Raw genomic sequence first — 25336 nt, 5'->3', positions numbered from 1 at the left:
CTCCTGCTTCTTTCCCGCCGCTGTTCTGCCAGTTTCGCTGGCTGCCGCTGACCGGCGTTGTGCCCGTAATCAGGATGCATATAGCCATAACAATGACGGAGAAACTCCATGCGCATGACCAAGCGTTTAAGCCTGTTCGCTGCTGCGGCCGCACTGACTGCCAGCACCGCAGTATTGGCCGCCCCGACCTTTATCAATGTCCTTACCGGCGGCACCAGCGGGGTGTATTACCCGATCGGTGTGGCCCTGTCACAGCTGTACAGCAACGGTATTGAAGGGTCTAAAACGTCGGTGCAGGCCACCAAGGCCTCTGTGGAAAACCTCAACCTGCTGCAAGCAGGCCGTGGTGAGTTGGCGTTTGCGCTGGGAGATTCGGTGGATGACGCGTGGAAGGGCATCCCTGACGCAGGCTTTAAGACGCCGCTGAACAAGCTGCGGGCCATCGCCGCGACTTACCCGAACTACATCCAGATCGTTGCCAGCAAAGAGTCCGGGATCAAAACCCTGGCTGACCTCAAAGGTAAGCGCATCTCCGTGGGCGCGCCGAAGTCCGGCACTGAGCTGAATGCCCGCGCTATCTTCAAGGCCGCTGGCCTGAGCTATGAAGACATGGGCCGTGTGGAGTTTATGCCGTATGCCGAGTCGGTCGAGCTGATCAAAAACCGTCAGCTGGACGCCACCCTGCAATCGTCCGGTTTGGGTATGGCGGCGATTCGCGATTTGGCGTCCATGGTGCCAATCACCTTTGTCGCTATTCCTGAAGAAGTGGTCACCAAGATCGGCAGTCCGGCGTATCAATCCAAAATCATTCCGGCGGGCACTTACGACGGTCAGGAGGAAGACGTACCGACTGCTGCTATCACCAACCTGCTGGTGACCCATTCCGGCGTATCCGACGACGTGGTCTATCAGATGACCAAACTGATGTTTGAGAACCTGCCACGTCTGGCCAACTCTCACTCGGCGGCCAAGGACATTGCCCTGGAAAACGCTGCCAAGAACCTGCCGATCCCGCTGCACCCCGGTGCTGAGCGCTTCTACAAAGAAGCGGGCGCTCTGTAATTCTGCCGGTATGGCGCAGGCTTTCGGGCGTGCGCCTTTTGCTCATTGAGCGATGTGTGTAGCAAGGGTGTAGACACCATGAGTGAAGATAAAGGCTTGCATGCCAGCCCGGCCGAGTGGCCGAAGGCGTTGTTTGTTGTTGCGTTGCTGTTTTCCATTTACCAGATCGTCACCGCCGCGTTTCACCCGGTTTCCAGTCAGGTGCTGCGGGCCGGGCACGTTGGTTTTCTGCTGTTGATGGTGTACCTCTGCTATCCGGCTAAAGGCTCAGATCGGCCGTGGCAGCCGCTGGCTTGGGTGCTGGGTTTAGCGGGTATGGCCACGGCGTTTTATCAGTGGTACTTCGAGGCCGATCTGGTGCAGCGCTCGGGTGACCTGACGCAGATGGACCTGATTGTTGGCATCACCCTGACGGTGCTGGTGTTCGAGGCGGCGCGGCGGGTGATGGGCATTGCCTTACCGCTGATCTGCGCGCTGTTTCTGGCGTACGGGCTATTCGGTGAATACCTGCCGGGTGATCTGGCCCATCGCGGTTATGGTTTTGATCAGATCGTCAATCAGCTGGCCTTCGGTACGGAAGGCTTCTATGGCACGCCGACTTACGTATCGGCCACCTACATCTTCCTGTTCATCCTGTTCGGTGCTTTTTTGGAACAGGCGGGAATGATCAAGCTGTTCACTGACTTTGCCATGGGGTTGTTCGGCCACAAACTCGGCGGACCGGCCAAGGTCTCGGTGGTGTCGTCGGCGCTGATGGGCACCATCACCGGTTCCGGTGTGGCTAACGTGGTCACCACCGGCCAGTTCACCATTCCGCTGATGAAGCGCTTCGGCTATCGCCCGGCCTTCGCCGGTGCGGTGGAAGCGACGGCGAGTATGGGCAGCCAGATCATGCCGCCGGTGATGGGTGCGGTGGCATTCATCATGGCGGAAACCATCAACGTGCCGTACGTGGAAGTGGCCAAGGCCGCGCTGATCCCGGCGCTGCTGTACTTCGGTGCGGTGTTCTGGATGGTCCATCTGGAGGCCAAGAGCAACGACCTCAAAGGTCTGCCGAAAGAGCAGTGCCCGAGCGCCTGGGCGGCGGTGAAAGAGCGTTGGTATCTGCTGATCCCGCTGCTGGTGCTGGTGTACCTGCTGTTCTCCGGGCGTACGCCGATGTTCTCCGGGACCGTGGGTCTGGCGCTGACGGCTATCGTGATTCTTGGTTCGGCGATCATCCTGCAGGTGTCGTCGACGTGGCTGCGGATGATCTTCTGGATTCTGCTCGGCGTGGTCTGCGCGGCGTTCTTCCAGCTGGGCATTGGCGTGGTATTCGGCGTGATTGCCGCGTTGGTTGTGGCGTGCTGGTTTGTTAAAGGCGGCGGTGAAACCCTGCGCGCCTGCCTGTATGCACTGGTAGAAGGCGCGCGCCATGCGATTCCGGTGGGTATTGCCTGTGCGCTGGTGGGGGTGATTATCGGTGTGGTGTCGCTGACCGGTATCGCCACGACCTTTGCCGGTTACATCCTTGCCATCGGCCAGAACAACCTGTTCCTGTCGCTGGTGCTGACCATGCTCACCTGTCTGGTGCTGGGCATGGGCATTCCGACCATCCCCAACTACATCATCACCAGTGCCATCGCGGCACCGGCGCTGCTGGATCTGGGCGTGCCGCTGATTGTGTCGCACATGTTCGTGTTCTATTTCGGCCTGATGGCTGACCTCACCCCACCGGTAGCGCTGGCCTGCTTTGCGGCAGCGCCGATTGCCCGGGAGAACGGCTTCAAGATCAGCCTGTGGGCGGTGCGCATTGCCGCTGCCGGTTTTGTTGTGCCGTTTATGGCGGTCTACGACCCGGCGCTGATGATGCAGGGCGACAGCTGGACGGCAACGCTGTACATGCTGATCAAAACCGCCTTTGCCATCGGCCTGTGGGGCATGGCGGTGGTGGGCTTCCTGAGCGTGCGTTTGGCCTGGTGGGAGCGCTTGCTGGCATTTGCTGCAGGTGTTTCGCTGATTCTGGCGATGCCGGTCAGTGACGAACTGGGCTTTGCCCTGGGGATTGTCCTGATTGCTCAGCACATCTGGCGCGCCCGCTGCGCTCAGCCGGTTCTGAACTGATCATGTTGGGTCTGTGCCTGGGGTTCGCCGGTGTGGTGTGGGCAGAAGTGCCCGTGCCGGCCTTTACCCTGGCCTGGACCCACACGATCGAGAAAGTCCGCTGGGAAGAAGACTACCGTGTCACACCGCAAGGCTTATTGCTGGGTGAGGCGCGGGTTAAAGGTTCAGGCGCCGGTATGGAGATTCCGGACGGCGCCGTACTGCGCAATGGCAGCTGGCATTACCAGCGTCAGCTGCCGCCGTTGCAACCGCTGCGTGTCGGGCGAACCCCGGAGGCAGGGGATTACCAACTCTGTTATGACCAGCGCTGCCACGCCCTGAGCGAATGGCTCGGCCCGCCACAAGCGAGCCAGCCCGCGCTGGAACTGTGGAGCTGCAGACTGAAAGAGTGAGGCGTTACTTGCGTGCCTGAGACGGTGCAATGCCGTACTGGCGCCTGAACGCATTGCTGAAGCTACTGAGGTGCTCGTAGCCAGCCAGGCTGGCCGCATCATCCACCGAGATGCGTTGCTGGCACAGAGCCTGATAGGCCTGTTCAAGCCGTGCCTTGCGCAGGTAAGCGGCGATGGTATCGCCGTAGAGCTGACGGAAGCCTTTCTGCAAATCCACCGGGTTGCTACTCAGCTCGCGGGCCATCTGGGCGATGCTCAGGTGATTGGCCGTGCCGCTGTCGAGCCAGTCTTTCAGGCGCTCCAGGCGCTGTTGCAGGTGATTACTCAGGCGCTTGCCGGGTATGGTCGCCTCAATGCCCTGGAGGATATCCACAGCCAGTTCCAGCGCCAGGCTCTCCCGTTGCAGGCGGCGTAATACCGGGTTCAGCGTTGCTGTCGGCTCCAGCTGCTGCGCTCGTTGCAGCAGGTTGGCAGCGGGTAGCCAGGGCTGGCTGTGCAGGTGGTTTTTGGCGAGCTGACGCAGCTGTTTGCTGCCGTCTGCGCTGCTGTGCAGGTATTGATCAAGCCACTGTGGGGTGATGTGCAGGCTCAGCTTGGTTTCGTGACGGCCTGCCTGCCAGTGGCGGGTGAACTGTTCGCTGTCGGTCAGGTTCAGCAACATGGCGCGGTTTTGGCTGCGACGGGCGTCGGAGTACCAGCGCTGACCGGGCAGGCTGATATCAGCCTGGCCTTCGAGCAACACAGACGCAGTCAGCCCCGGGCTGAGCAGGTTGCGACTGCAGCCATCGACCAGATCTTGGCTGTGGCTGAGGTACAGCACCAGGCCGTTGTCGGCTGTCTGTACGTTCTGTTGACCGTTCAGTACAGGCATGTCGCCGGGTAAATCAGCATCAAAACGCACGTCGCCACCCAGCGCGTTAGCGGCAGCGCTCAGTTGGCCGCAGGTGAATAAGTGCATGTGATTACCCGTGAAAATTTGCTCGCGCCTAAGTTTTGCTTGTTTTCTCCTAAGTGAGCAAGTGTATTCAGAATTATTCTCATATAGAAATAGCTGCCGATTTGCCTGTGCAATCGGCCAGTTGCGTGCAATTGCAGGAGAGTGAGCGGGGCGATGGGTTTTTTGCTACGCCAGACGGCGGTGGTTGATGCGGTATTTCAGGGGCTGGTCAGTGCCGGGGAAATCCGTGACTGGCTGGAGGGTATCGAGACCCTGCTGAAGGCTGAGCAGCCTTTTTATTTTGTGTCCTGCACCCTGGCCGGAACTGAGTTTGACGAGGATTACCGGGCCATTCAGGCGCTCTGGTACAAGCAGTACAAACCGGCTTTTCGTAACCATTGCCGGGGCATTGTGCGCGTCGCCCGTGATGCTGCCGAGCAGGCTCGGTTGGATACGCCAGCCCTGCATGCGGCTTGGGGCGTTCCCTATTTTGTTACTCAAGACAAAACCCAGGGCTACCAGTGGATCGCTCAACGCATGGTGAATGATGAAACGCAGTGCTGAGTTGACCGCCGTAACCGGCATGGGCCTGTCCGTGGTCGTGGTGTTGTACCTGGCCCACGCCTTGCCCCTGTATTTCTTCACCGTGGCGCTGCCCGCCATTTTGCGCAGTCAGGCGGTGGATTTGCGTTGGATCGGCATGCTTTCGCTGCTCTACATCCCGTGGGCGTTCAAGTTTCTCTGGGCACCGCTGATTGACCGCTATTACGTGCGAGCCTGGGGGCGGCGTAAAACCTGGTTGTGGGGCACGCAACTGGCGCTGGTGCTGGGTGTGCTAGCGCTGGCGGTGACGGCCTTCGATTACGGCCTGTGGGTGTTCATTCTGGTGAGCCTGTGGATATCTACCTTTGCGGCCACGCAGGACATCGCCATTGACGGCTACACCGTAGAGTCCCTGCCCACTGCTGATTATCGCCTGGGCAGTATGGCGCAGAGCATGGGTGTGGCGCTGGGCAGCATGGTCGGTGGAGCCGGTGTGTTGTGGCTGTACCAGACATCGGGCTGGCAAGTGGCGCTGCTGGTGCTGGCTGCGCTGACGGCATTGCCGATGCTGGCGGTGGCGCGGATTAATGACCGTACGCCGGTAACGGGCGCAGAGAAAAGCCCCCGCCCGAGTTTTATCAACACCTTTAAGCGCAAGGAAATGCTCTGGGCGTTTCTGCTGATTGTGGTGTATCGCCTGATCGAAGCCCCGGCCATGGCCATGCTGACGCCGCTGATGATCGACCAGAAGTGGAGCCTGACCGAGATCGGCCTGCTGATGTCAGTGGTGGGTGCGTCGGTTGGCCTGCTGGCTGCGGTGGCGGCGGCGCGGGCTCTGAAAACCCGCAAGGCTGAGTCGCTGCTGATCCAGATCGGCTGGGGGCGTACGGTGCTTTATCTGCTACTCGGCGTGCTGCTGTATGGCGGCGTGGCTCAGGGCTCATCACTGTGGCTGGGGGCGATTGTGTTGCTGATGCTGGCGATCCGTTACATCGCCATGACCAGTCTTTATGCCTTGCTGATGCGCCTGTGCTCGCGTCAGCAGGCGGGTACCGATTTCACCGTTCTGGTGTGCCTGGAGCTGCTGGTGTACTTCCTCGGCGGCGCGGTTTCCGGGCTTTTGGCTGAACGTTTGGGCTATGCCGCGTATTACCTGCTGCTGGGTGGGTTGTCGGTGCTCAGCGTGCTGCTCAGCCAGCGTGTTATGAAAAAAATTACTGCCGGATTTGCCAACTCTTAACTCGCAAACAAGGAGTCTCCCTGAAACGCAGTGCGTGTTCAGCGGTGCTCCGAAGGGGAACGTCATGCGTCTTCTAGCAACATCATTTCAGGTATCTCTGCTCAGCCTGGCGATCAGCGCCCAGGCCGTGGCACAGACAGGTGACTCAGCCCAAGGCAGCAGCCAGGCGCAGGCATTGGCACCGGCGGTGATTACCGCCAGCCGTGTGGGCAAAAGCGTGGCGGAAATCGCCGGTACGGTTTACACCATCGAGCGAGAAGACATCGCCAAGCAGAGCGCGCCGGGGCGCAGCACGGCGGATGTACTCGGGCAACTGGTGCCATCCCTGACGCCTGGCTCCGGGACCACCAGCAACTACGGTATGACCATGCGTGGCCGTACCGTGCAGGTGATGATTGATGGCGTACCGATGACCGGCTCCCGCGACGGCTCGCGCCAGCTCAACAGCATCACCCCGGCGATGATTGAGCGTATTGAGGTGGTCTCCGGTGCCAGCAGCGTGTTCGGTGCAGGGGCTACGGGCGGCATCATCAACATCATTACTCGCCAATCAGACGGCACGCCGTTGGCCTTCAGCAGCGAGGTCGGGATGAAGTTTGCCGACCGTGCTTCGCAGGACAGCATGGCCTACAACGCCACCCAGACCATTGCATTTAGCGAAGGAGACTTCAGCGGCTTTGCCGGGCTCAGCTATGTGAAGCAAGGTGAAATTCAGGATGCCCATGGTGATCGCGTAGGTCCTGAAATCGCTCAGACCGACCGTCAGGACACCCAGACCGTCGACTTCAACGGGCGCCTCAGCTGGCAACTGGACGACAATCAGAAACTCAGTGCTGGTGTGCGCTACTACAAAGACAAGCAGGACAGCGATTACGGCCCGGATTACGGCCCCGGTCTGGCGGTGCTGTTTGACCCCAGCTACGAGCCGAGCATGAAAGGGGTGGATGGCCTGAAGCTGGATGACCAGCCACGCACCGAGCACTACGGCTTCAATACCCAGTACCAGAATCTGGATGTGCTCGGCGGCCAGCAGCTGACCGCCGAGGCCTATTACCGCAAGGAAAAGGGCCGCTGGTTCCCCAGTGTTTCCGGCCTTGCACACCCGGCACTGCCTCGCGGCTTCACCTATGTGGCGATGCAGTCCAATACCGATATCGACGTATGGGGCGTACGCACGGCGCTGCAAAAAGGCTTCAGCGTGGCCGAGCGTGAGCTGACCCTGACCTACGGTGTGGACTACGAGCGCGAGAAAGACAGCCAGACCGGCCAGACTTACGACGTGAACACCTTTATCGCCAGCAACGGCCTCGACTATCAGGCCGGTAAGCGTTACGCCATGGGCCCGGATGTCGAAGTGACCAACACCGGTTTCTTCCTCCAGTCGGATTACCAGCTCACTGAGCGTCTGAGCCTGCAAGCCGGTTTGCGCAGGCAGATCATCAAGAATGACGTGTCCGACTCCACGCCATACTCCGAGGCGATCACCGCTGACCTGGCGCCGGGGTATCAGGCCAAGCAGTTGCGCGGTGGCGATGTGAAACACAGCGAAACCTTGTTCAATGTCGGCGCGCTGTACCAGCTCAACGATGATCAGCAACTGTTCGCCAATTTCAGTCAGGGCTTCAGCCTGCCGGATACCCAACGCATGCTGCGTGATGTCTCGGCAGGCTTTGTGATCGACAGCAGCAACATCGACCCGATCAAGATTAATAACTACGAGTTGGGCTGGCGCTTGCAGGCGCGTTCTGGCCTGACAGCAGGCGTTACCGCCTTCTACAACACCTCAGACAAAGTGGTGCAGTTCAACCGCGATTACAGCGTGTCGGTAGCCGATACCGACGAGCGTATCTGGGGGGTGGAAGCCAACCTTAACTACCCGCTGACTGAAATCTGGAATGTGGGCGGCACCCTGGCTTACACCCGCGGTGAATACAAGGATGCGGCGGGCGACTGGCGTGAGCTGAATGCCTTCCGTGTATCACCGCTGAAAGCCACGCTGTACAGCGACTGGACCTTCTACGATGACTACGGCTTGCGCCTGCAAGCATTGACCGTGGGCGGCACCGACCGCGCCTATGACGACGCACAGGACGCGGCGGTCAGCCCGACCATCCGTGCCACACCGGCGGCGAAGATTCGGGGCTACACCACCTTCGACCTGATCGCCCATGCGCCGCTGGCTGGCGGCAAGGTTGGCTTCGGCATCTACAACCTGGCCGACCGCGACTACAAGACTGTTTACGGCCAACAGGCTGAGGCCACCTACGGCAAAATCTCCAGCGTCTCGGCGCAGGGCCGCACCTTTGCCCTGAGTTATGCCGTGGAGTATTGATCAGGCGTTGCAGAAATAACCGCTGTAGCCAGACGCCGGGCTTTGTCCCGGCGTTTGCGTGTCTGTGCGCGAGAAAACCTGCACTCAATGGATAGGCCGCGCCGTCACGGGAGTGTTGGTAGCAGGCCACCTACCTATGCTCGGTACAGATCAATCATAGGAACCTGGTTGCACTGCCTGTGGGGGCTGTGCAACCCGAGTGTGGAATCAAGATGAGTGTCTATCTGCATTGCCTTTCCCATACCCCGCTGATGGGGCATGTGGACCCTGCCCAAGCCGTCCTCGACGAAGTGGACGGCGTAATCAGCGCCGCCCGCCAGCGTATCGCCGAGTTTGATCCTGAGCTGGTCATCTTGTTCAGCCCTGACCATTACAACGGCTTCTTCTACGATGTGATGCCGTCGTTTTGTATTGGAATGCAGGCCCATGCCATTGGTGACTTCGGCACCCTGGCCGGGGCTTTGGATGTGCCGCAGAGCCTGGCTGAAGCCTGTGCTGATGCTGTGCTGGCTGCGGGCATAGACAGTGCCGTGTCCTACCGTATGCAACTGGATCATGGCGCTGCTCAGCCACTGGAGTTTTTGCTGGGTGGCTTACGTGAAGTGCCGGTGATCCCGGTCTTCATCAACTCGGTGGCAACCCCGCTGCCGAGTTTTCAACGTGCCCGTCTGCTGGGCGAGGCCATTGGCCGCTGGGCCAGCTCGCTGGATAAGAGGGTCCTGTTGATAGGCTCCGGAGGTTTATCGCACCAGCCTCCGGTACCTGAACTGGCCAACGTCGAAGGCCTCATGGCAGACAGGCTCAAAGGCAGTGGTCGGCATTTGCCGGCCGACGAACGCGAAGCACGCACTCAGCGGGTGATCCTCGCTGCGCAGCGATTCGTGAAAGAACCGGAGTCGCTGTACCCACTCAACCCAGAGTGGGATCAGCGCTTCCTTTCCCTGCTTGAGCAGGGACAGCTCAGCGAGCTGGACAGCATGAGCAATGCCGAGTTGTCGGTGTTAGCCGGTAAGTCCAGCCACGAAATCAAAACCTGGGTGGCCGCGTTTGCTGCTCTGTCGAGTTACGGCCCATACCAGACCCATGACCGTTATTACCGGCCAGTGCCTGAATGGATTGCCGGTTTTGGCTCGCTCAGCGCGCGCCTTGTTTGAGAGGTGACCATGACCCGCTTCAGCGAAGAAGACAGCAGCCGTTTTGTGCAGATCGAAGACAATGGCCGCTCGCTTAAGGTGCATTACAACGACATCGGCGATGGCGACAAGGTTGTGGTCATGCTTCACGGCTCTGGGCCGGGAGCTACCGGCTGGGCCAACTTCAACCGCAATATTGATGCGGTGGTGGATGCCGGTTACCGCGTGCTGCTGATCAATTTCCCCGGCTGGGGCAAGAGTGATGCGTTTGTCTGTGCCGAGTCGCGCTCTGACTTCAACGCCCGCGTGGTCAAGGCGGTGATTGACCAACTGAACATCGACAAGATCACCCCAATCGGCAACTCCATGGGTGCTCACAGCGCGGTGGCCTTTACCCTCACTTATCCACAGAACGTCGATAAGCTGATCCTGATGGGCGGTGGCACCGGCGGTATCAGCGCCTTTGTGCCGATGCCGACTGAAGGCATCAAACGTATCGGTGAGCTGTACCGTGAGCCGACGCTGGAAAACCTCAACCGCATGATGCAGGTGTTCGTTTACGACACCAGCGACCTCACCGAAGACCTGATGAAGGCGCGCTTGGCCAACATGACCGCCAACCCGGATCACAACGCCAACTTCGTCAAGAGCGCCCAGATGTTCCCGACGCAATACCCGGATTTCGGCCCACGTTTGCCGCAGATCAAAGCACACACGCTGATCATTTGGGGCCGCAATGACCGCTTTGTTCCTGTGGATGTGGGCTACCGCCTGAACGCCGGCATCCTCAACTCCGAACTGCATGTGTTCAACCAATGCGGCCACTGGGCGCAGTGGGAACACGCAGAGCGTTTCAACCGTTTGGTGGTGGATTTCCTGCAGAACTAAGACTTAAGAAGTATCGGGACATCTCCGGGTCGTTGGTAGATTCGGAGGTGTCCAAAGGGTCTGCTGCCCAGACTCATTACAACCTGAAAAAAGCCGGAGAATAAAAATGAACGGCATCAACCCCTTCGAGTACGGCATGCCGCGCGAGGCTGCCAACTTCCAGGCCCTGACGCCCTTGAGTTTTATTGAGCGGGCGGCCACGGTGTATCCCGATCGTCTTGCCATCATCCACGGCCCGCAGCGGCAAACGTGGGCGCAGACCTATACGCGTTGTATCCGTCTGGCCTCTGCGTTGCACCAGCGGGGCATTGCCCAGGGCGAGACCGTAGCCTATCTGGCTCCCAACGGCCCTGCGCTGTTCGAGGCGCATTTCGGTGTTCCGATGTGCGGCGCGGTGCTCAACGCCATCAACACCCGTCTGGATGCCGAGGCGATTGCCTTTATCCTCCAGCACGGTGAAGCCAAAGTGCTGGTGGTGGATAAAGAGTTCGGCGAACTGGCCCAACGGGTGATCAGCCATCTGCCGCAACCGCCGCTGGTGGTGGGCATTGATGATCCGCTGTATGAGCAGGGCCAGTTGATCGGCCAGATTGAGTACGAAGCGCTGCTGGCAGAAGGGGATGAGCATTACGCCTGGCCGATGCCGCAGGATGAGTGGCAGGCCATCAGTCTCAACTACACCTCCGGCACCACCGGCAACCCGAAAGGGGTGGTTTATCACCACCGTGGCGCGCACCTGAATGCGCTGTCCAACGCCATGAGCTGGGACATGACCCGCTTCCCGGTGTACCTGTGGACGCTGCCGCTGTTCCACTGCAATGGTTGGTGCTTCCCTTGGGCGTTGGCTGCATTTATCGGCACCAGTGTGACCCTGCGTCATGTGCGGGCTGAGCTGATTTATCCGCTGATCGCCGAACACAAGGTCGATCACTTCTGCGCCGCACCGATTGTGTTGAATATGCTGGCTAACGCCGCGGATGAACTGAAAGCACTCAAACAGCATCCGGTGAAGGTGCTGACGGCAGGCGCGGCACCACCTGCTGCGGTGCTGGAGAACATGGAAGCGCAGGGGTTTGTTGTCACTCACGGTTATGGCCTCACCGAAACCTATGGCCCCAGCGTGTTCTGCGAGTGGAAAGAAGAGTGGCGTGCCGAGCCTGCTGAAGAACGTGCCCGTCTGACCTCCCGTCAGGGCGTGCGCGGGCCGCTGCTGGATCAGTTGATGGTGGCCCACCCGGAAACCCTGGAGCCTGTGCCGCAAGACGGCCAGACCATCGGTGAGATCATGATGCGCGGCAACGTGGTGATGAAGGGCTACCTGAAGAACCCGTCTGCCAGTGCCGAAGCGTTTGAGGGTGGCTGGTTCCATTCCGGTGACCTAGCGGTGTGGCATGCCGACGGTTACGTGGAAATCAAAGACCGCTCCAAAGACATCATCATCTCCGGTGGTGAAAACATCTCTTCCATCGAGGTGGAAGATGCTCTGTATCGCCATCCCAAGGTGCTGGAAGCCTCTGTGGTGGCCATGCCGAGCGAGAAGTGGGGCGAGACGCCGTGTGCCTTTGTCACCGCCAAACCGGGTGTGGAGTTGACGTCTGAGGAGCTGATCAGCTTCTGCCAGCAGCGTCTGGCGCGCTTTAAGGTGCCAGGCAAGATCGTCTTCAGCGAGCTGCCCAAGACCAGTACCGGCAAGGTGCAGAAGTTCGTCCTGCGTGAGCGGGCCCGGCAATTGGCGGTGGCGCAGTAATTTCTGCACTACTGGGATAAACCCGGTGCTCATGGGAGCGCCGAGTTTACCGGGCAGTTTCTAACATCGACCTCAATGCAAATTGTGCGGGCCTGAATCACGGGCCTGTCACAGTGAACCTTGAGGTGATGTGATGAGCGTGAACCAGGCAACTCTGGAGCAACTGGCAGCGGCGCTGCGTGAGGCCGAGCAGAGCGGTGTGGCCATTGCCCCGCTGCGCGAACAGATTGGTGAAGAGTCTGGCGAAGCGGCCTATGCCATTCAGCGTCTGAACGTGGCCCATGCCGTAGCGGCTGGGCGTCGTATCGTCGGCCGTAAGATCGGCTTGACCAACCCCAAAGTGCAAGCCCAGTTAGGTGTAGATCAGCCGGACTTCGGCACCTTGTTTGCTGATATGTGCTACGGCGACAACGAGACCGTGCCGTTCACTTCGGTGCTGCAACCGAAGATCGAAGCTGAAATCGCCCTGATCCTGAACAAAGATCTGCCCCGTGCTGACACCACCTTTGCCGATGTGATGGATGCGGCGGGCTACGTAGTGCCTGCACTGGAAATCGTCGGCTCGCGTATAGCGGGCTGGAACATCAAGTTTGTCGACACCGTGGCGGACAACGCTTCCAGCGGCTGCTTTGTCCTCGGCGGCCCGGCTGTGCCGTTTGCTGGTACTGACTTGCGCAAAGCCGCCATGAGCATGACCCGCAACGGTGAAGTCGCCTCCAGTGGCAGCGGTGCTGAGTGCCTGGGCCACCCGCTCAATGCCGCCGTTTGGCTGGCGCGCACCATGGCGCGTTTGGGTGATCCGTTGCGTGCGGGCGACATCATTCTCACCGGCGCACTGGGGCCAATGGTTGGCGTCAGCGCAGGTGATCGTTTCGAGGCTGTGATCGAAGGCGTTGGCCAGGTTGCAGTGAATTTTTCGGCCGAGTAATCGGCAGCTCCACGTAAAGAGCGCATCAGCATGAAGAAACTGAAAGTCGCCATCATCGGTTCCGGCAACATCGGCACCGACCTGATGATCAAGATCATGCGTCATGGCAAGCACCTGGAAATGGGCGCCATGGTCGGCATCGACCCTAACTCCGACGGCTTGGCTCGCGCTGCGCGCCTGGGCGTTGCCACCACCCACGAAGGCGTGGTCGGCCTGACCAAGATGGATGTGTTTAAAGACATCGACTTCGTATTCGATGCCACCAGCGCGTCTGCCCACGTTAAGAACGACGAGTTCCTGCGTTCGATCAAGCCGGGCATCCGCCTGATCGACCTGACTCCGGCGGCAATTGGCCCGTACTGCGTACCGGTGGTGAACGGTGCTGAACACGTCGACAAGCTCAACGTGAACATGGTCACCTGCGGTGGCCAGGCCACTATTCCGATGGTCGCAGCCGTTTCCCGAGTGGCTAAAGTCCATTACGCCGAGATCATTGCCTCCATCGCCTCCAAATCCGCTGGCCCGGGAACCCGAGCCAACATTGATGAGTTCACCGAAACCACCAGCAAAGCCATCGAAGTGATCGGCGGCGCGGCGAAGGGCAAGGCGATCATCATCATGAACCCGGCTGAACCGCCGCTGATCATGCGTGACACCGTTTTTGTCCTGTCCGAAGCAGCGGATCAAGCGGCTGTTGAGGCCTCCATCCTAGAGATGGAAAAAGCCGTCAACGCCTACGTGCCGGGCTACCGCCTGAAGCAGAAAGTGCAGTTCGACGTGATCCCAGAAGACGCGCCGCTGAACATCCCGGGCCACGGCAAATTCTCCGGCCTGAAAACCTCCGTATTCCTTGAAGTGGAAGGCGCGGCGCACTACCTACCTGCGTATGCCGGCAACCTGGACATCATGACCTCCGCCGGTATGGCCACCGCTGAGCGCATGGCCGAAAAAATGCTGAACGGCGAGGCCTGAGGACATGAGCATGACATTTGATCCCAGCAAAAAACTCTACATCTCCGACGTAACCTTGCGAGACGGCAGCCATGCCATCCGCCACCAGTATTCGATCCAGAATGTGCAGGACATCGCCCGCGCCCTGGACGAAGCCAAGGTCGACTCCATCGAAGTCACCCACGGTGACGGCCTGCAAGGTTCCAGCTTCAACTACGGCTTCGGCGCGCACAGCGATCTGGAGTGGATCGAAGCGGCTGCCGACGTGATCAAGCACGCGAAAATCACCGTGCTGCTGATCCCCGGTATCGGCACAGTTCACGACCTCAAAGAAGCCTACAAAGCCGGTGCTCGCTCCGTTCGCGTGGCCACTCACTGCACCGAGGCGGATGTCTCCAAACAGCACATCGAATTCGCCCGTGAGCTGGGTATGGATACGGTCGGCTTTTTGATGATGAGCCACATGATCCCGGCCGAACAGCTGGCCGCTCAGGGCAAGCTGATGGAGTCCTACGGTGCCCAGTGCATCTACATGGCTGATTCCGGCGGTGCCATGAACATGAACGACATCCGCGACCGCATGCGCGCGTTCAAGTCGGTGCTCAATGCTGAAACCCAAACCGGTATGCACGCGCACCACAACCTGAGCCTCGGCGTGGCCAACTCCATCGCTGCGGTGGAAGAAGGCTGTGACCGTATCGACGCCAGCCTCGCCGGCATGGGCGCCGGTGCGGGTAACGCGCCGCTGGAAGTGTTTATCGCTGCGGCTGAGCGTCTGGGCTGGAACCACGGCACCGACCTGTATCGCCTGATGGATGCTGCTGATGATCTGGTGCGCCCGCTGCAGGACCGCCCGGTGCGCGTCGACCGCGAAACATTGGCGCTGGGCTATGCCGGTGTGTACTCCAGCTTCCTGCGTCACGCTGAAGTGGCCGCCGCCAAATACGGCCTGAAAACCATGGACATCCTCGTCGAACTGGGCCGCCGCCGCATGGTGGGTGGGCAGGAAGATATGATTGTTGACGTTGCTCTGGACCTGCTCAAGCAACGCGCTTGATGCATTGCTCTGTTTGCGCCGTGCTTGTCACGGCGCTTTTTTTTGCCTTGCGAAAACTGACGTCTGCGGTGCGCTACCCATAACTAACAAGAGGTGCCCTGATGCTGTCGAATTTGACGATGAAGAACAAACTGCTCTTCACGGTTTTACCCCTGACGCTATTGATCTACCTGGCTACGGTGCTGTTGGTGTATTTCTCCAGCAAATCCTCCACTGAGGAGCTGGCTGAAGTCGCGGTGGATGCCATCGCCCGGCAGCAGGCCAGCGAAATCAGCAGCTATTTCGATGCATCGCTCTATTCGATGCGTAACACCGCAGGCCTGCTCAGCAGCGAGATCATTGAGGATGGGCTGCCGGATCGGCGTATCGCTGATCAGATGATCGAGTCGTTGTTCAGTGGTTTGCCTGAGGCCGCAGCGATCTGGTGGATACCTCGTCAGCAGAGCGCCGGACAGAGCGTGTTGTGGCTGCGCAATGGGCAGAGCATCAACCCGGCGCTGGATGAGGCCCGGGAGGCCCTGGTGCGGAGGCTTGGAGCGCAATTCCCGGCCACCGAGCAGGTCATTCCGCTTGTGCCGGTCAGCAGCAGCTCCGGCGATCAGAACGTCATTGCCCTGAGTGTGCCGGTGCTCAGTTCCGGCAGGGTGGTGGGCATGCTGGGTGTGGGGCTGGATGCCGCCAAGTTGCAGGAGCGCGTTGCCGGACTACGTCCACTGGGGGTTGGGGTTGCCGCTCTGATCGCCCATGACACCACGTTAGTCGCACATCCGGACCCGAGTCGAATCGGTATGAAGCAGGCGGATAGCGAGAAGGATTTCCTCGGTGATCATCTGGACGTTGTGATTGACGCGGTGCGTAAAGGTGTTGGTATCACCCTGCGTTTCGATTCGCCTGCGCTTGCTGAAGAAACATTCATGTTGGTAACCCCAGTCAGCATTGGCCATACCGTAACGCCTTGGTCGCTGGGGCTGGCCTTTCCCAGCTCGGCCCTGTTGGGTGGGGTAAAGTCACTTGCCTTGCAGCTGCTGCTATTGGGCACGTTGGCCTCTGTTGCGTTGGCCGTTGCGGTTGTCCTGCTGGGCCGGGCCATTGCTCAGCCATTGCAGGTGGTGGCGGATAAGGTCAAACAATTGGCCAGTGGTGAGGCTGACTTGTGTTCCCGTCTGCCAGCTAAAGGCAACGATGAGCTGGCAGTACTGGCGCGCGAGTTCAACAACTTCCTCAGCGCTATGGCGGACTTAGTTTTTGAAATCAAAGGCACCAGCAAATCCCTGCAGGCCACTTCTGTTGAGTTGCAGGAGCAAAGTCGTGCTTCCGGTCAGGTGGTGGATGCTCAGCGTGATGAAGTTGGCCAGTTGGCAACTGCCATGCAGGAGATGGCGGCCACCATTGAGGAGGTTGCAGCCAATGCAGGTCAGGCCGCGCGTGCCACCAGTGATGGTGATGACGCGGTGGCATTGGGGCAGGACAAAGTGTCTGGACTGGTGCGGGCGATTAATCAGGATGCCGAGACCCTGGAGCATGTTTCCACTCTGGCCGTACAGCTGGATGATGCCAGCCAGGCGATCGGTACCATTGTTGCGGTGATTAGCAATATCGCTGACCAGACCAACTTGCTGGCGCTCAACGCAGCCATTGAGTCGGCCAGGGCAGGGGAGCAGGGCCGTGGCTTTGCCGTGGTGGCGGATGAGGTCCGGGCGCTGGCGCGGCGTACGCACACGTCAACTGAGGAGGTGTGCGCCAGCATTACCTTGATTCAGGAGCGTACACGTACGGTTGTGGACATTATCGAGCAGAGTCGACGAACCTCCCAGAGCAATGTGTTGACTGCCAGTGAGGCCAGTGAGGCCTTAGATAGCCTGTCTCAGGTTATTAGTCGGGTGCGAGAGATGAGTCAGCAAATCGCAACTGCCACTGAGCAGCAGGCCACGACCAGTGACTTGCTGTCTCGCAGCCTAGTGAGCATTGCGGATTCGGCTGAAAGCGCTTCAAACAGCGCAGGAGAAGTTAACAGGCGCAGCGATGATCTGGAAGCGAGTGCGGCTCGCCTTAACGCCCTGGTAAGTCGTTTCAAGCTGTAAAAAACAGCACCGCCACTGGTCTTTCAGTGGCGGTTTAAAAGGCTGCTATGCACTTTTCGGATATTTAAATAACTCATTGATTAGAAAGAATTTTTCTTTCAGATCAGCGTTTATTTAGCGCATTTTAAGCTGTTTTTGTATTGATCCCGATCATTAACTTGCACTGGGCGGATAAGGCGAGCAGTAGACGGATAGTCCGTAGGGGCATGGCCGCCTAATGTCATGGTGCCTTCGCCGCCTGCTTTCCGGTGGCGATCAACGTGTGGATCTGTCTCATGTCGAACATCGCTACTAGTGAACTCAGCCTTGCACGGACGCAATCCCCCGGTATTGGTGCTCGGTTAATGAAACTCATGGTGGCGTTACTGCCCTGGGTGATCATTGCCGCTTTGCTCTGGGCGGGCATTTTTATCCGGCCACAGCCCGTTGGCAGCACCATTACCCCTGCTGCCCTGGAAAGCCGCGACCAGTTCTACGGTCTGGCTCAGGTGCCAGGTGCGGATCTGCTGGCAGTGGGTTTCGGTGGCAAAATTCTGAAGATCGCCGGGGACAGTAGTGTGACCCGCGCGACCTCTCCGGTTAAGAGCACCCTGCAAGACGTTGCTACTTGGGCTAACGGCAATGCCGTGGCGGTGGGGAATGACGGTGTAGTGCTGTACAGCGCTGACAAGGGCAACAACTGGCAGCAGGCACAGAACGTCCCACGTTCGGACGTGGCGAACAAACTCAACCGCGTACGGGCCTTTGCGGATGGCCTGGCCATTGCTGCCGGGGAAATGGGCGCACTGCTGATCAGCCGTGATTACGGCCACACCTGGCAGCGCCTGCGTGATGAAGAAGATGTGGCCTGGAACGATGTGGCTCTGCTGGGCAGCGACACCCTGCTGGTGGTCGGCGAGTTTGGCCGGGTGATTCGCGGCAGCCTCAGCGGCTACGACTGGCAAGAGGTGGATGTCGGCATTGGTTCGTCCCTGATGGCCGTGACCTTCCACGATGAGCTCAACGGCACGGCGGTAGGCCTGGAAGGCATGGTTCTGCAAACCACCGATGGTGGCCTGAGCTGGCTGGCGCGTGATGCTGGCCTGACTGAGCACCTGTTTGATGTGGCCTGGCTGGCTGACCAGCAGCGCTGGTTTGTCACCGGTGCCCTGGGGCGCTGGTCTGCCGGAAACGGCGAGCGCTGGCAGACGGGAATTCTCGATGAACGCAATCTGGCCTGGCACGTGCGCGCACTGCCGGTTGACGGCGGCCTGTGGCTGGCCGGCGCGAACATCGGCCATTGGGACGGCAAAGCCTGGTCCCTGTTGCAGCCCTGATGCCCATTTTGCCTAACGCAAGCGAGAACATTTCCATGATCGAACGTATTGCCGAACTCTGCATCCGGCGCCGCAACTGGGTCGCCAGCAGCCTACTGCTGATCACGCTGATCCTCGGCTGGTTTGCCCTGCACGTTGAAGTGCGCACTGTCTTCGAAGACATGCTGCCTTCGCGTCACGAATACATCAAAACCCACGAGCAGTTCAAAGACACCTTTGGCGGTTCGAACATGGTCACCATCATGTTCGAAGCCAGTGAGGGCGATATCTTCCAGAAAGAAGTACTGGATAAGGTACGCACCGTCACCTTGGGCCTGCGCGAGGTTTCGGCGGTCAACCAGTATCAGATCATCTCGCTGGCCTCCAAGAAGCTTAAAGAAGTGCGCGCCAGCACCATGGGCATCGAAAGTGTGCCGCTGATGTGGCCGGACCTACCGGCCACCGCGCAAGAGATGGCCGCGCTCAAGCAGGCGGTGCTGCGTAACCCGCTGGTGTACGGCCCGTATGTATCCCGTGATTTGAAAGCCACCCTGGTAACGGTCGACTTTATCGACGAACAGGTGGATTACGGCACCGTGTTCAAGGAAATCCGCGAGCTGATCAAGAGCGTGGATGACGACAGCGTCAATGTGCACGTAGTCGGCGACCCGATGCTGTTCGGCTGGGTTGGCCATTACCTGCCGGAAACCGTGCAACTGGTTGCAGCGGCACTGATGCTGACCCTGTTTATGCTGTTCATCCTGTTGCGTACTTGGCGCGGTCTGCTCCTGCCGATGTTGGCTGGTGCTGTGAGTGCGTCGTGGGCGTTGGGTATCTGCCGTCTGCTCGACATCAACTTCGAGCCGCTGGTGATCGTGGTGGCGATGCTGATCACCTCCCGTGCAGTTTCCCACTCGGTACAGATCGTTAACCGATTCGATGATGAGCTGGAAATCCTGCCGCCGGGTGCTGACACCAGTCGTATTGCAGCCCGTGTGGCCCTGAGCGATCTGTTCCGTCCGGGCATGCTCGGTGTGATTGCAGACGCTGCGGTAATGGCGGTGGTGGCCCTGAGCCCGATCCCGATGCTGCAAAAGCTGACGGTACTGGCCTGCGTATGGGTGGCCACCTTGACCATCAGTGCGGTGATCCTGACCCCGGTCATGCTCTCCTACATCCGTAAACCGCACGGTTACGTGCACCCGCTCAACTGCATTCCGGCACTGTCGAAAGTGCTTGATCTGGCGACCCGTGTCAGCCTCTCCCGTGGTCGCTTCGTGATCCTCGGCGGCGCGCTGATTGTGGTGGTGTCGGCCGGTCTGTACTCGCTGAACATGAAAATTGGTGACGCCAACCCCGGCTCGCCGATCCTCTGGCCGGACTCGACCTATAACCTCGACTCGGCAGCAATCAACCAGCGTTTTGAAGGCGTTGACCGCATGTTCGTGGTCATCGGCGACGAAGGTAACCGCGGTTTCGTACGCAGCACAGAATCGCTGCAAGCCATGAACGGACTGCAGCGCTTTATGGAAGCGCAGCCGGAAGTGGGTGGTTCGATCTCACTGGCAGACGTGATTCCGCAGATGAACGCCAGCCTGCGTGAGGGCAACCCGCGTTATCTGGAGATCGGCAGCAGCGATGCGGTCAACGGCAGCCTGGTGGCCATGCTCGACTCCGTATCCGAGCCGGGCGACCTGTCCCGTTTCGCCGACGATCAATATGCCAACGGCGCTGTAACCCTGATGTTCCGTGACCGTCAGGGCGAAACCATCCGTACTGCCGTGGCACGGGTGAAGGAATACATCGACAGCCATCCGCTGACCACCGGCCACTGGCAACTGGCAGGCGGCCAGATCGGTGTAATGGCGGCAGTGAACGAAATCATCCTGGCCAGCCAGATTGAGGCTGTGGCCTTGGCGCTGATGGTGCTGGCAGTGATTTGTACCGTGGTTTACCGCGCCAGTATCGCCGGCATGGTGTTCATGGTGCCGGTGATCATCTCCAACATGGTCACCTACGCGTACATGACCTGGCAGGACATCGGCATGAGCATCAATACCGTGCCGGTTGCGGCGCTGGGGATTGGTCTGGGCGTGGACTACGCGTTCTACATTGCCGACCGCATCAAAGAAGAAATCGCCCACGGCAAATCGCCGGAAGAGGCTGTGCGTATCTCTCTGCACACCGCAGGTATGGGTGTGATCGTGACTGCCAGCGTACTGATCGTGGCAACCCTGTTGTGGTGGCTGTCGTCGCTGCGCTTCCAGGCCGAAATGGGCCTGCTGATGGCGATCTGGCTCAGCGTTTCAGCGTTCTGCTCGCTGTTCGTAATGCCTGCACTGCTCTACGTGTTCCGCCCGCGCTTCATCTTTGGCGATGGGCAACCGGCGCCGGCCGCCGAAAAGCCGAACTCCTCGTTTCAGATGGCTTGAGACGACACAACAAAAACAGCAATCGATCAATCGCTGCCGCAACCTCTGGGGAGATTCACCATGAACAAGCTTATCCGGGGCACGCAACCGCAAGCCTCGTTTAAAAAGCTGGCTCTGGCTGTTGCACTGGGTGTGGTTACCACACCCGTGCTGGCTGAAACCTTTACGTATGACGGTTATCTGCGTCAGGAAATGTCCTGGAACATGAAGAACTGGGAAGACACCCCCGGTTACGATGACAAGGGCAAGCTTTCCATGATGCGCAGCACCGCCCGCGTAAACCTGCAGTGGAAACCGACTGACACCCTTTCTTTCGTCGCCAAGCTGCGCGGTGTGCGTGAAGTTGAAACCAACTTCCTCAAGCACCTGGAGAAAATGGGCGCGAACAACTATCACGAAGCGGATGGTCGCGGTGACATCACTGATCTCTATGACAAGAACGAGATTCGTGAGCTGTACGTAGACTTCCCGATGGGCGATCGCACCTGGGTTCGTCTGGGCAAGCAGCAGATCGCCTGGGGTGAGACTGACTTCTTCGCCGCCAACGACCTGGTTCATGGCTTTGATAACACCTGGCGTTCGTTCCTCGAGCCTGCGAACGAAGAGCTGCGCAAAACCAACATCATGGCCAAGTTCAACATCGACATTCCGGAGTTGAACGGCGGTATCGAGATGTTTATCCGCCCGGGTCTGGACAGTAAGAAAGACATCGGCACCGAGATCGACATCTACGGTGGCCGCTGGTCCAGCCAGCCGTACGCAGGCGTCGACTTCCGTAACATCGACCCGTACAACTTCAACCACGAAGACGGCGACCGCCACGACGTCACCGGTGGTATCCGCTGGAACGGCCTGTGGGGCGATACCAACTACTCGCTGTCGTACCTGAAGACTTACTACAACGCGCCGATCCTCAATGCCTCCAACAACCTGGCGCTGCTGGGCATGCCGGATGTACCGAGCGGTGCTGAAACCACCGACGGCAACCAGACCCGTGGCTTGGCCGGTGAGATCATCTACCCGATCGTTGACGTATTCGGCTTCACCGCCAGCCAGTACTCCGCTGCTGCTGACGCGGTATTCAGTACTGAACTGGCCTTCATCAAAGATGCGCCGTACCAGTTCGAAGCCACTACGCCGACCATGCTGAGCCAGTACGTGGCTGCTGGTTTCGACGGCTACACCAAGAAAGACGTGCTGGCCCTGATGGTGCGTATGGATAAAAACCTGGCCTTTACTCAGTCGCTGCTGGGCACTGAAAAGCCGGCGTTCTTCTCCGTGCAGCTGTTTGACAAGTGGATCCAGAACTACGACGAAGACGACAACCTGCTGTACAGCGTGGGTTGGGGCGGCAAGGCCAAAGAACACTCAGTCATGGGTACCGCGATCCTCGACATGAGCTACGCCAACGGCCGTATTCGTCCGAACCTGGTGGTCGGTGCTGACCTGAGCAACGGCGGTGGTTTCGTCGTGCCGTCGGTGACTTTCGAGCTGTCCAGCAAGCTGAAGTGGAAAGTTGAGTACGACCACTTCTGGGATACCGGCTACCACGACGACAAGTGTGAGCCTGGCAACCTGGCTACCTGCGAAAACACCAGCCTGTTCGGTTACCTGCATAACCGCGATCAGCTGTACACCAGCCTGACTTACCTGTTCTGAGTTATTCCGGAGACTCAATCATGACTACATTTCGTCGTGCACTGCTGGCTGGCCTGATCGCCGCCAGCACTGTCGGTGCAGCCCAGGCCGGTGAAGTACCGGCTGGCACTGTGATCAATGCTGCCAACATCGATCAGCTCAAAGACCAGACCTTTGAAGGTTACACCATCTCCAGCCTGCTGACCGAGAAGCTGGAATGGCGTATCCGCAACAACGGCATGCAAATGCCGCTGGCTGCCTCCAAGGAAGTGCCGCTGGACCCGCGTTGGGTCAAGGCTTCCCAGGCTAACGCCGGTAAAACCAGCATCAACAAAGAAGCCTGCCGTGTAGACGGTTGGGGCGCCGGTGCACCGTTCCCGGATGTGGATGTCAACGATCCGCAAGCCGCGGAAAAGATCATCTGGAACTTCCACCTGGGTCAGATCGTCGGTGACGTATCTCAGGTGCCGGGTTACACCCAACTGCTGATCGACGGTAAAAAAGGCGTTCACGCTGAGCCGGTTGCCGAGTTCACCCGTTACGCCATGAAAGGCCGTCTGACCGGTGACAGCACTGTAGAAGGTGATGGCAGCGAGCGCGGCCGTCAGCTGCTGTACTTCAAGTCGCCGTCCGACATGAAGGGCCTGGGCACTTACACTGTGATGTATGACTCGGACAAAGTGAACAGCGTATGGGCATACATCCCGGCTGTACGCCGCGTGCGTCAGCTGTCCGGTGGTGCGTGGATGGACCCGGTCGGTTCCTCTGACCAGCTGCAGGACGACCTGGAAATCTTCAACGCCCGTCCGTGCTGGTATCCGGAATACAAACTGCTGGGCAAGCGCAACATCCTGGCGGTGACTGCGAGCAAGCAGGGCGCGGATATCTGGAACAAAGACGGCAAAGACTACGCCACCCGTTACCCGGTCATGGACCCGAACCCACCTTACTGGAACTTCATCGGCAACACCTATGAAGTGCGTGAAGTGTATGTGGTTGAGGCGATCACGCCGTCGATCCACCCGTACAGCAAGAAGGTTCTGTACATCGACACCAAGTTCCCGCGCATCCACTACGGTGAGGCTTACAACCGTAAGGGCGAGTTCTGGAAGTTCATGGAATTCCACTCCTACTCCAACGAGAAGGATGGCGATATCCGTACCACTGCCGGTTCTGTGATCGACTTCCAGCGTAACCACGCCACCGTGTCGCTGATCGATACCACAACCTGGAAAACCAACTTCGACGCCAAATCGACTCAGTTTTCCCTGCAGGCACTGCAAGCAGCAGGACGCTGATTGCTGAGAAATCCCTTGTGTGATTTTAGTCCGGGCCAGCAATGGTCCGGGTTCTTTCTATAAAAAGCCTGTTTACAGGCGTATCAAACGGGTCGCTTGGCCTTGCGCCGTAGTCGCGATCCCAAGGAGAGTCCTGTGTCAATGATGCAAGCTGCACGTTTGCACGAGATTGGCGGCCGCTTTGTAGTCGACCAGATCCCAGTTCCAACCCCGGGCCCGCACGATGTGCTGCTCAAAGTCGCGGCCAGCGGCATTATCCCTAACCTGAAAAACGTCACCACGCATTTCCCGGAGTGGTATCCGTTCCTGCCGTTGCCGCAATTGCCGGCTATTTTCGGTCTTGATTCCGCCGGTACGGTGGCCGCTGTCGGCTCTGCCGTTACCAGCTTCAAACCGGGTGACCGGGTGTATGTGAACCCAGGTGTAGGTTGTGGCGAGTGCCGCCATTGCCGTGAGGGTGATGCACCACGCTGCGAGTCTTACACCTTTATGGGCTACTTCGGTTTTGGCCCCGGTTCAAAAGACGTCTTCAAGCGTTATTCCTACGCCGGTTATGGCCAGTACATGACGGCGCATACCCACAACCTGGTGCGTCTGCCGGACTGTCTGAGTTTTGTTGAGGCTACCCGCTTCGGTTATCTGGGCACGGCTTATGCGGCGATTCGCAAGGCCGAACTGCGTCCTTCGCAAAACATCCTGATCCTTGGTGCCAGCGGCACGCTGGGTGTAGGCGCGACTTTGCTGGCGCTGGCATTCGGTGCCTCCCGCGTATTGGTTGTGGCCCGTGACAAAGAGGCGCTTGAGCGCTTGCAGGCGCTGGACCCGCGCCGGGTTATTCCAGTTCAGTTGGGCAATGGTTCGATTCAGGAGCAGGTGCGTGCTGTGCTGCCATCCGGTGTCGATTCCATGCTCGATACGTTGGGCGCGAAAGCACCGACTGAGCTGTCGGTGGATGCCATGGGCGCTGTTGCCCGTGGTGGTCGCATCGTACAAATCGGTGGTGTGGCCGGGCCAATCCCGATTTATCCGCATCCGTTCATGTGTGCTCAGCTGCAATACATCGGCTCGCTGTGGTTCACCACCACGCAAGGCGAGGAGATGGCCAGCATGGTTGAGGCCGGCATTCTCAACCTGTCGCAGCTGGAGTCCCGTGCGTATCCGCTGGAGCAGTTGAACGAAGCCCTGGAAGACATTCAGTCCCAGGGCAACGGCTTCACCAACTTCCACATCCTCCACCAATAAATCCGTGCTGCGGTGGCCATTCAGGCCACCGCCTAAG

Annotated in this window: 19 protein-coding genes; 18 read left to right on the top strand and 1 reads right to left on the bottom strand. The window is 59.1% G+C overall.

All coding sequences use genetic code 11. The features are described 5' to 3' along the window. Positions 1-108: 108 nt before the first annotated feature. From WG219_21600 to WG219_21590, 3 genes are all read left to right on the top strand, one after another. Complete coding sequence (locus WG219_21600) at positions 109-1062, top strand: TAXI family TRAP transporter solute-binding subunit (protein WXL25854.1); 954 nt, start codon at positions 109-111, stop codon at positions 1060-1062. Positions 1063-1140: 78 nt separating this feature from the next. Continuing rightward, the gene (locus WG219_21595; GenBank protein WXL25853.1) at positions 1141-3165 is read left to right on the top strand and encodes a TRAP transporter permease; all 2025 of its coding nucleotides are present in this window, start codon (positions 1141-1143) and stop codon (positions 3163-3165) included. A 2-nt stretch (positions 3166-3167) separates the two neighbouring features. Continuing rightward, positions 3168-3557: a DUF1850 domain-containing protein gene (locus WG219_21590; GenBank protein WXL25852.1), complete on the top strand. Its 390-nt coding sequence runs from the start codon at positions 3168-3170 to the stop codon at positions 3555-3557. A 4-nt stretch (positions 3558-3561) separates the two neighbouring features. Here WG219_21590 and WG219_21585 read toward each other — a convergent pair whose 3' ends face one another. Beyond that, positions 3562-4515 carry an AraC family transcriptional regulator gene (locus WG219_21585; GenBank protein WXL25851.1) on the bottom strand — a complete coding sequence of 318 codons (954 nt, stop codon included), beginning with the start codon at positions 4513-4515 and terminating at the stop codon, positions 3562-3564. 153 nt (positions 4516-4668) lie between these two features. On the opposite strand from WG219_21585, the gene WG219_21580 reads away from it, so the two are divergent. The 15 genes from WG219_21580 to WG219_21510 all read left to right on the top strand — a co-directional run bounded on the left by WG219_21580 (position 4669) and on the right by WG219_21510 (position 25299). Continuing rightward, positions 4669-5058: a hypothetical protein gene (locus tag WG219_21580; protein ID WXL25850.1), complete on the top strand. Its 390-nt coding sequence runs from the start codon at positions 4669-4671 to the stop codon at positions 5056-5058. After that, positions 5042-6277: an MFS transporter gene (locus tag WG219_21575; GenBank protein ID WXL25849.1), complete on the top strand. Its 1236-nt coding sequence runs from the start codon at positions 5042-5044 to the stop codon at positions 6275-6277. Before WG219_21580 ends, WG219_21575 begins: the two co-directional genes overlap by 17 nt. A 64-nt stretch (positions 6278-6341) precedes the next feature. After that, positions 6342-8609 carry a TonB-dependent receptor gene (locus WG219_21570; GenBank protein WXL25848.1) on the top strand — a complete coding sequence of 756 codons (2268 nt, stop codon included), beginning with the start codon at positions 6342-6344 and terminating at the stop codon, positions 8607-8609. Between the two features lie 212 nt (positions 8610-8821). Beyond that, entirely contained in the window at positions 8822-9763 is a 942-nt protein-coding gene (gene mhpB / locus WG219_21565) for a 3-carboxyethylcatechol 2,3-dioxygenase (protein WXL25847.1), read from the top strand. Between the two features lie 9 nt (positions 9764-9772). Beyond that, entirely contained in the window at positions 9773-10630 is an 858-nt protein-coding gene (locus WG219_21560; GenBank protein WXL25846.1) for an alpha/beta fold hydrolase, read from the top strand. A gap of 106 nt (positions 10631-10736) precedes the next feature. Then, positions 10737-12377, top strand: coding sequence for an acyl-CoA synthetase (locus tag WG219_21555; protein ID WXL25845.1), 1641 nt, complete (start codon positions 10737-10739; stop codon positions 12375-12377). A gap of 133 nt (positions 12378-12510) precedes the next feature. Then, entirely contained in the window at positions 12511-13305 is a 795-nt protein-coding gene (gene mhpD, locus WG219_21550) for a 2-keto-4-pentenoate hydratase (GenBank protein ID WXL25844.1), read from the top strand. A 30-nt stretch (positions 13306-13335) separates the two neighbouring features. Next, on the top strand, positions 13336-14277 hold the full coding sequence (locus tag WG219_21545; GenBank protein ID WXL25843.1) for an acetaldehyde dehydrogenase (acetylating): 942 nt from the start codon (positions 13336-13338) through the stop codon (positions 14275-14277). 10 nt (positions 14278-14287) lie between these two features. After that, positions 14288-15313 (top strand): 4-hydroxy-2-oxovalerate aldolase, encoded by a 1026-nt coding sequence (dmpG, locus tag WG219_21540; protein WXL25842.1) that lies wholly within the window; start codon positions 14288-14290, stop codon positions 15311-15313. 101 nt (positions 15314-15414) lie between these two features. Further along, on the top strand, positions 15415-17394 hold the full coding sequence (locus WG219_21535; protein ID WXL25841.1) for a methyl-accepting chemotaxis protein: 1980 nt from the start codon (positions 15415-15417) through the stop codon (positions 17392-17394). A 275-nt stretch (positions 17395-17669) separates the two neighbouring features. Then, on the top strand, positions 17670-18710 hold the full coding sequence (locus WG219_21530; protein WXL25840.1) for a glycosyl hydrolase: 1041 nt from the start codon (positions 17670-17672) through the stop codon (positions 18708-18710). Further along, on the top strand, positions 18710-21121 hold the full coding sequence (locus WG219_21525; protein WXL25839.1) for an MMPL family transporter: 2412 nt from the start codon (positions 18710-18712) through the stop codon (positions 21119-21121). The genes WG219_21530 and WG219_21525 overlap by 1 nt, the downstream gene beginning before the upstream one ends. Before the next feature lie 60 nt (positions 21122-21181). Further along, complete coding sequence (locus tag WG219_21520; protein WXL25838.1) at positions 21182-22780, top strand: DUF1302 family protein; 1599 nt, start codon at positions 21182-21184, stop codon at positions 22778-22780. Positions 22781-22800: 20 nt separating this feature from the next. Further along, positions 22801-24057, top strand: a complete 1257-nt coding sequence (locus WG219_21515; GenBank protein ID WXL25837.1) for a DUF1329 domain-containing protein — start codon at positions 22801-22803, stop codon at positions 24055-24057. A 141-nt stretch (positions 24058-24198) separates the two neighbouring features. Further along, positions 24199-25299 (top strand): alcohol dehydrogenase catalytic domain-containing protein, encoded by a 1101-nt coding sequence (locus WG219_21510; GenBank protein ID WXL28071.1) that lies wholly within the window; start codon positions 24199-24201, stop codon positions 25297-25299. Positions 25300-25336 lie beyond the last annotated feature (37 nt).

Origin of the sequence: Pseudomonas mendocina, assembly GCA_037482215.1 — a bacterium.
Lineage (GTDB): Bacteria > Pseudomonadota > Gammaproteobacteria > Pseudomonadales > Pseudomonadaceae > Aquipseudomonas > Aquipseudomonas mendocina_E.
The sequence above is the reverse complement of the archived record's forward strand: the minus strand, read 5'-3'. Positions and strand labels throughout refer to the sequence as shown.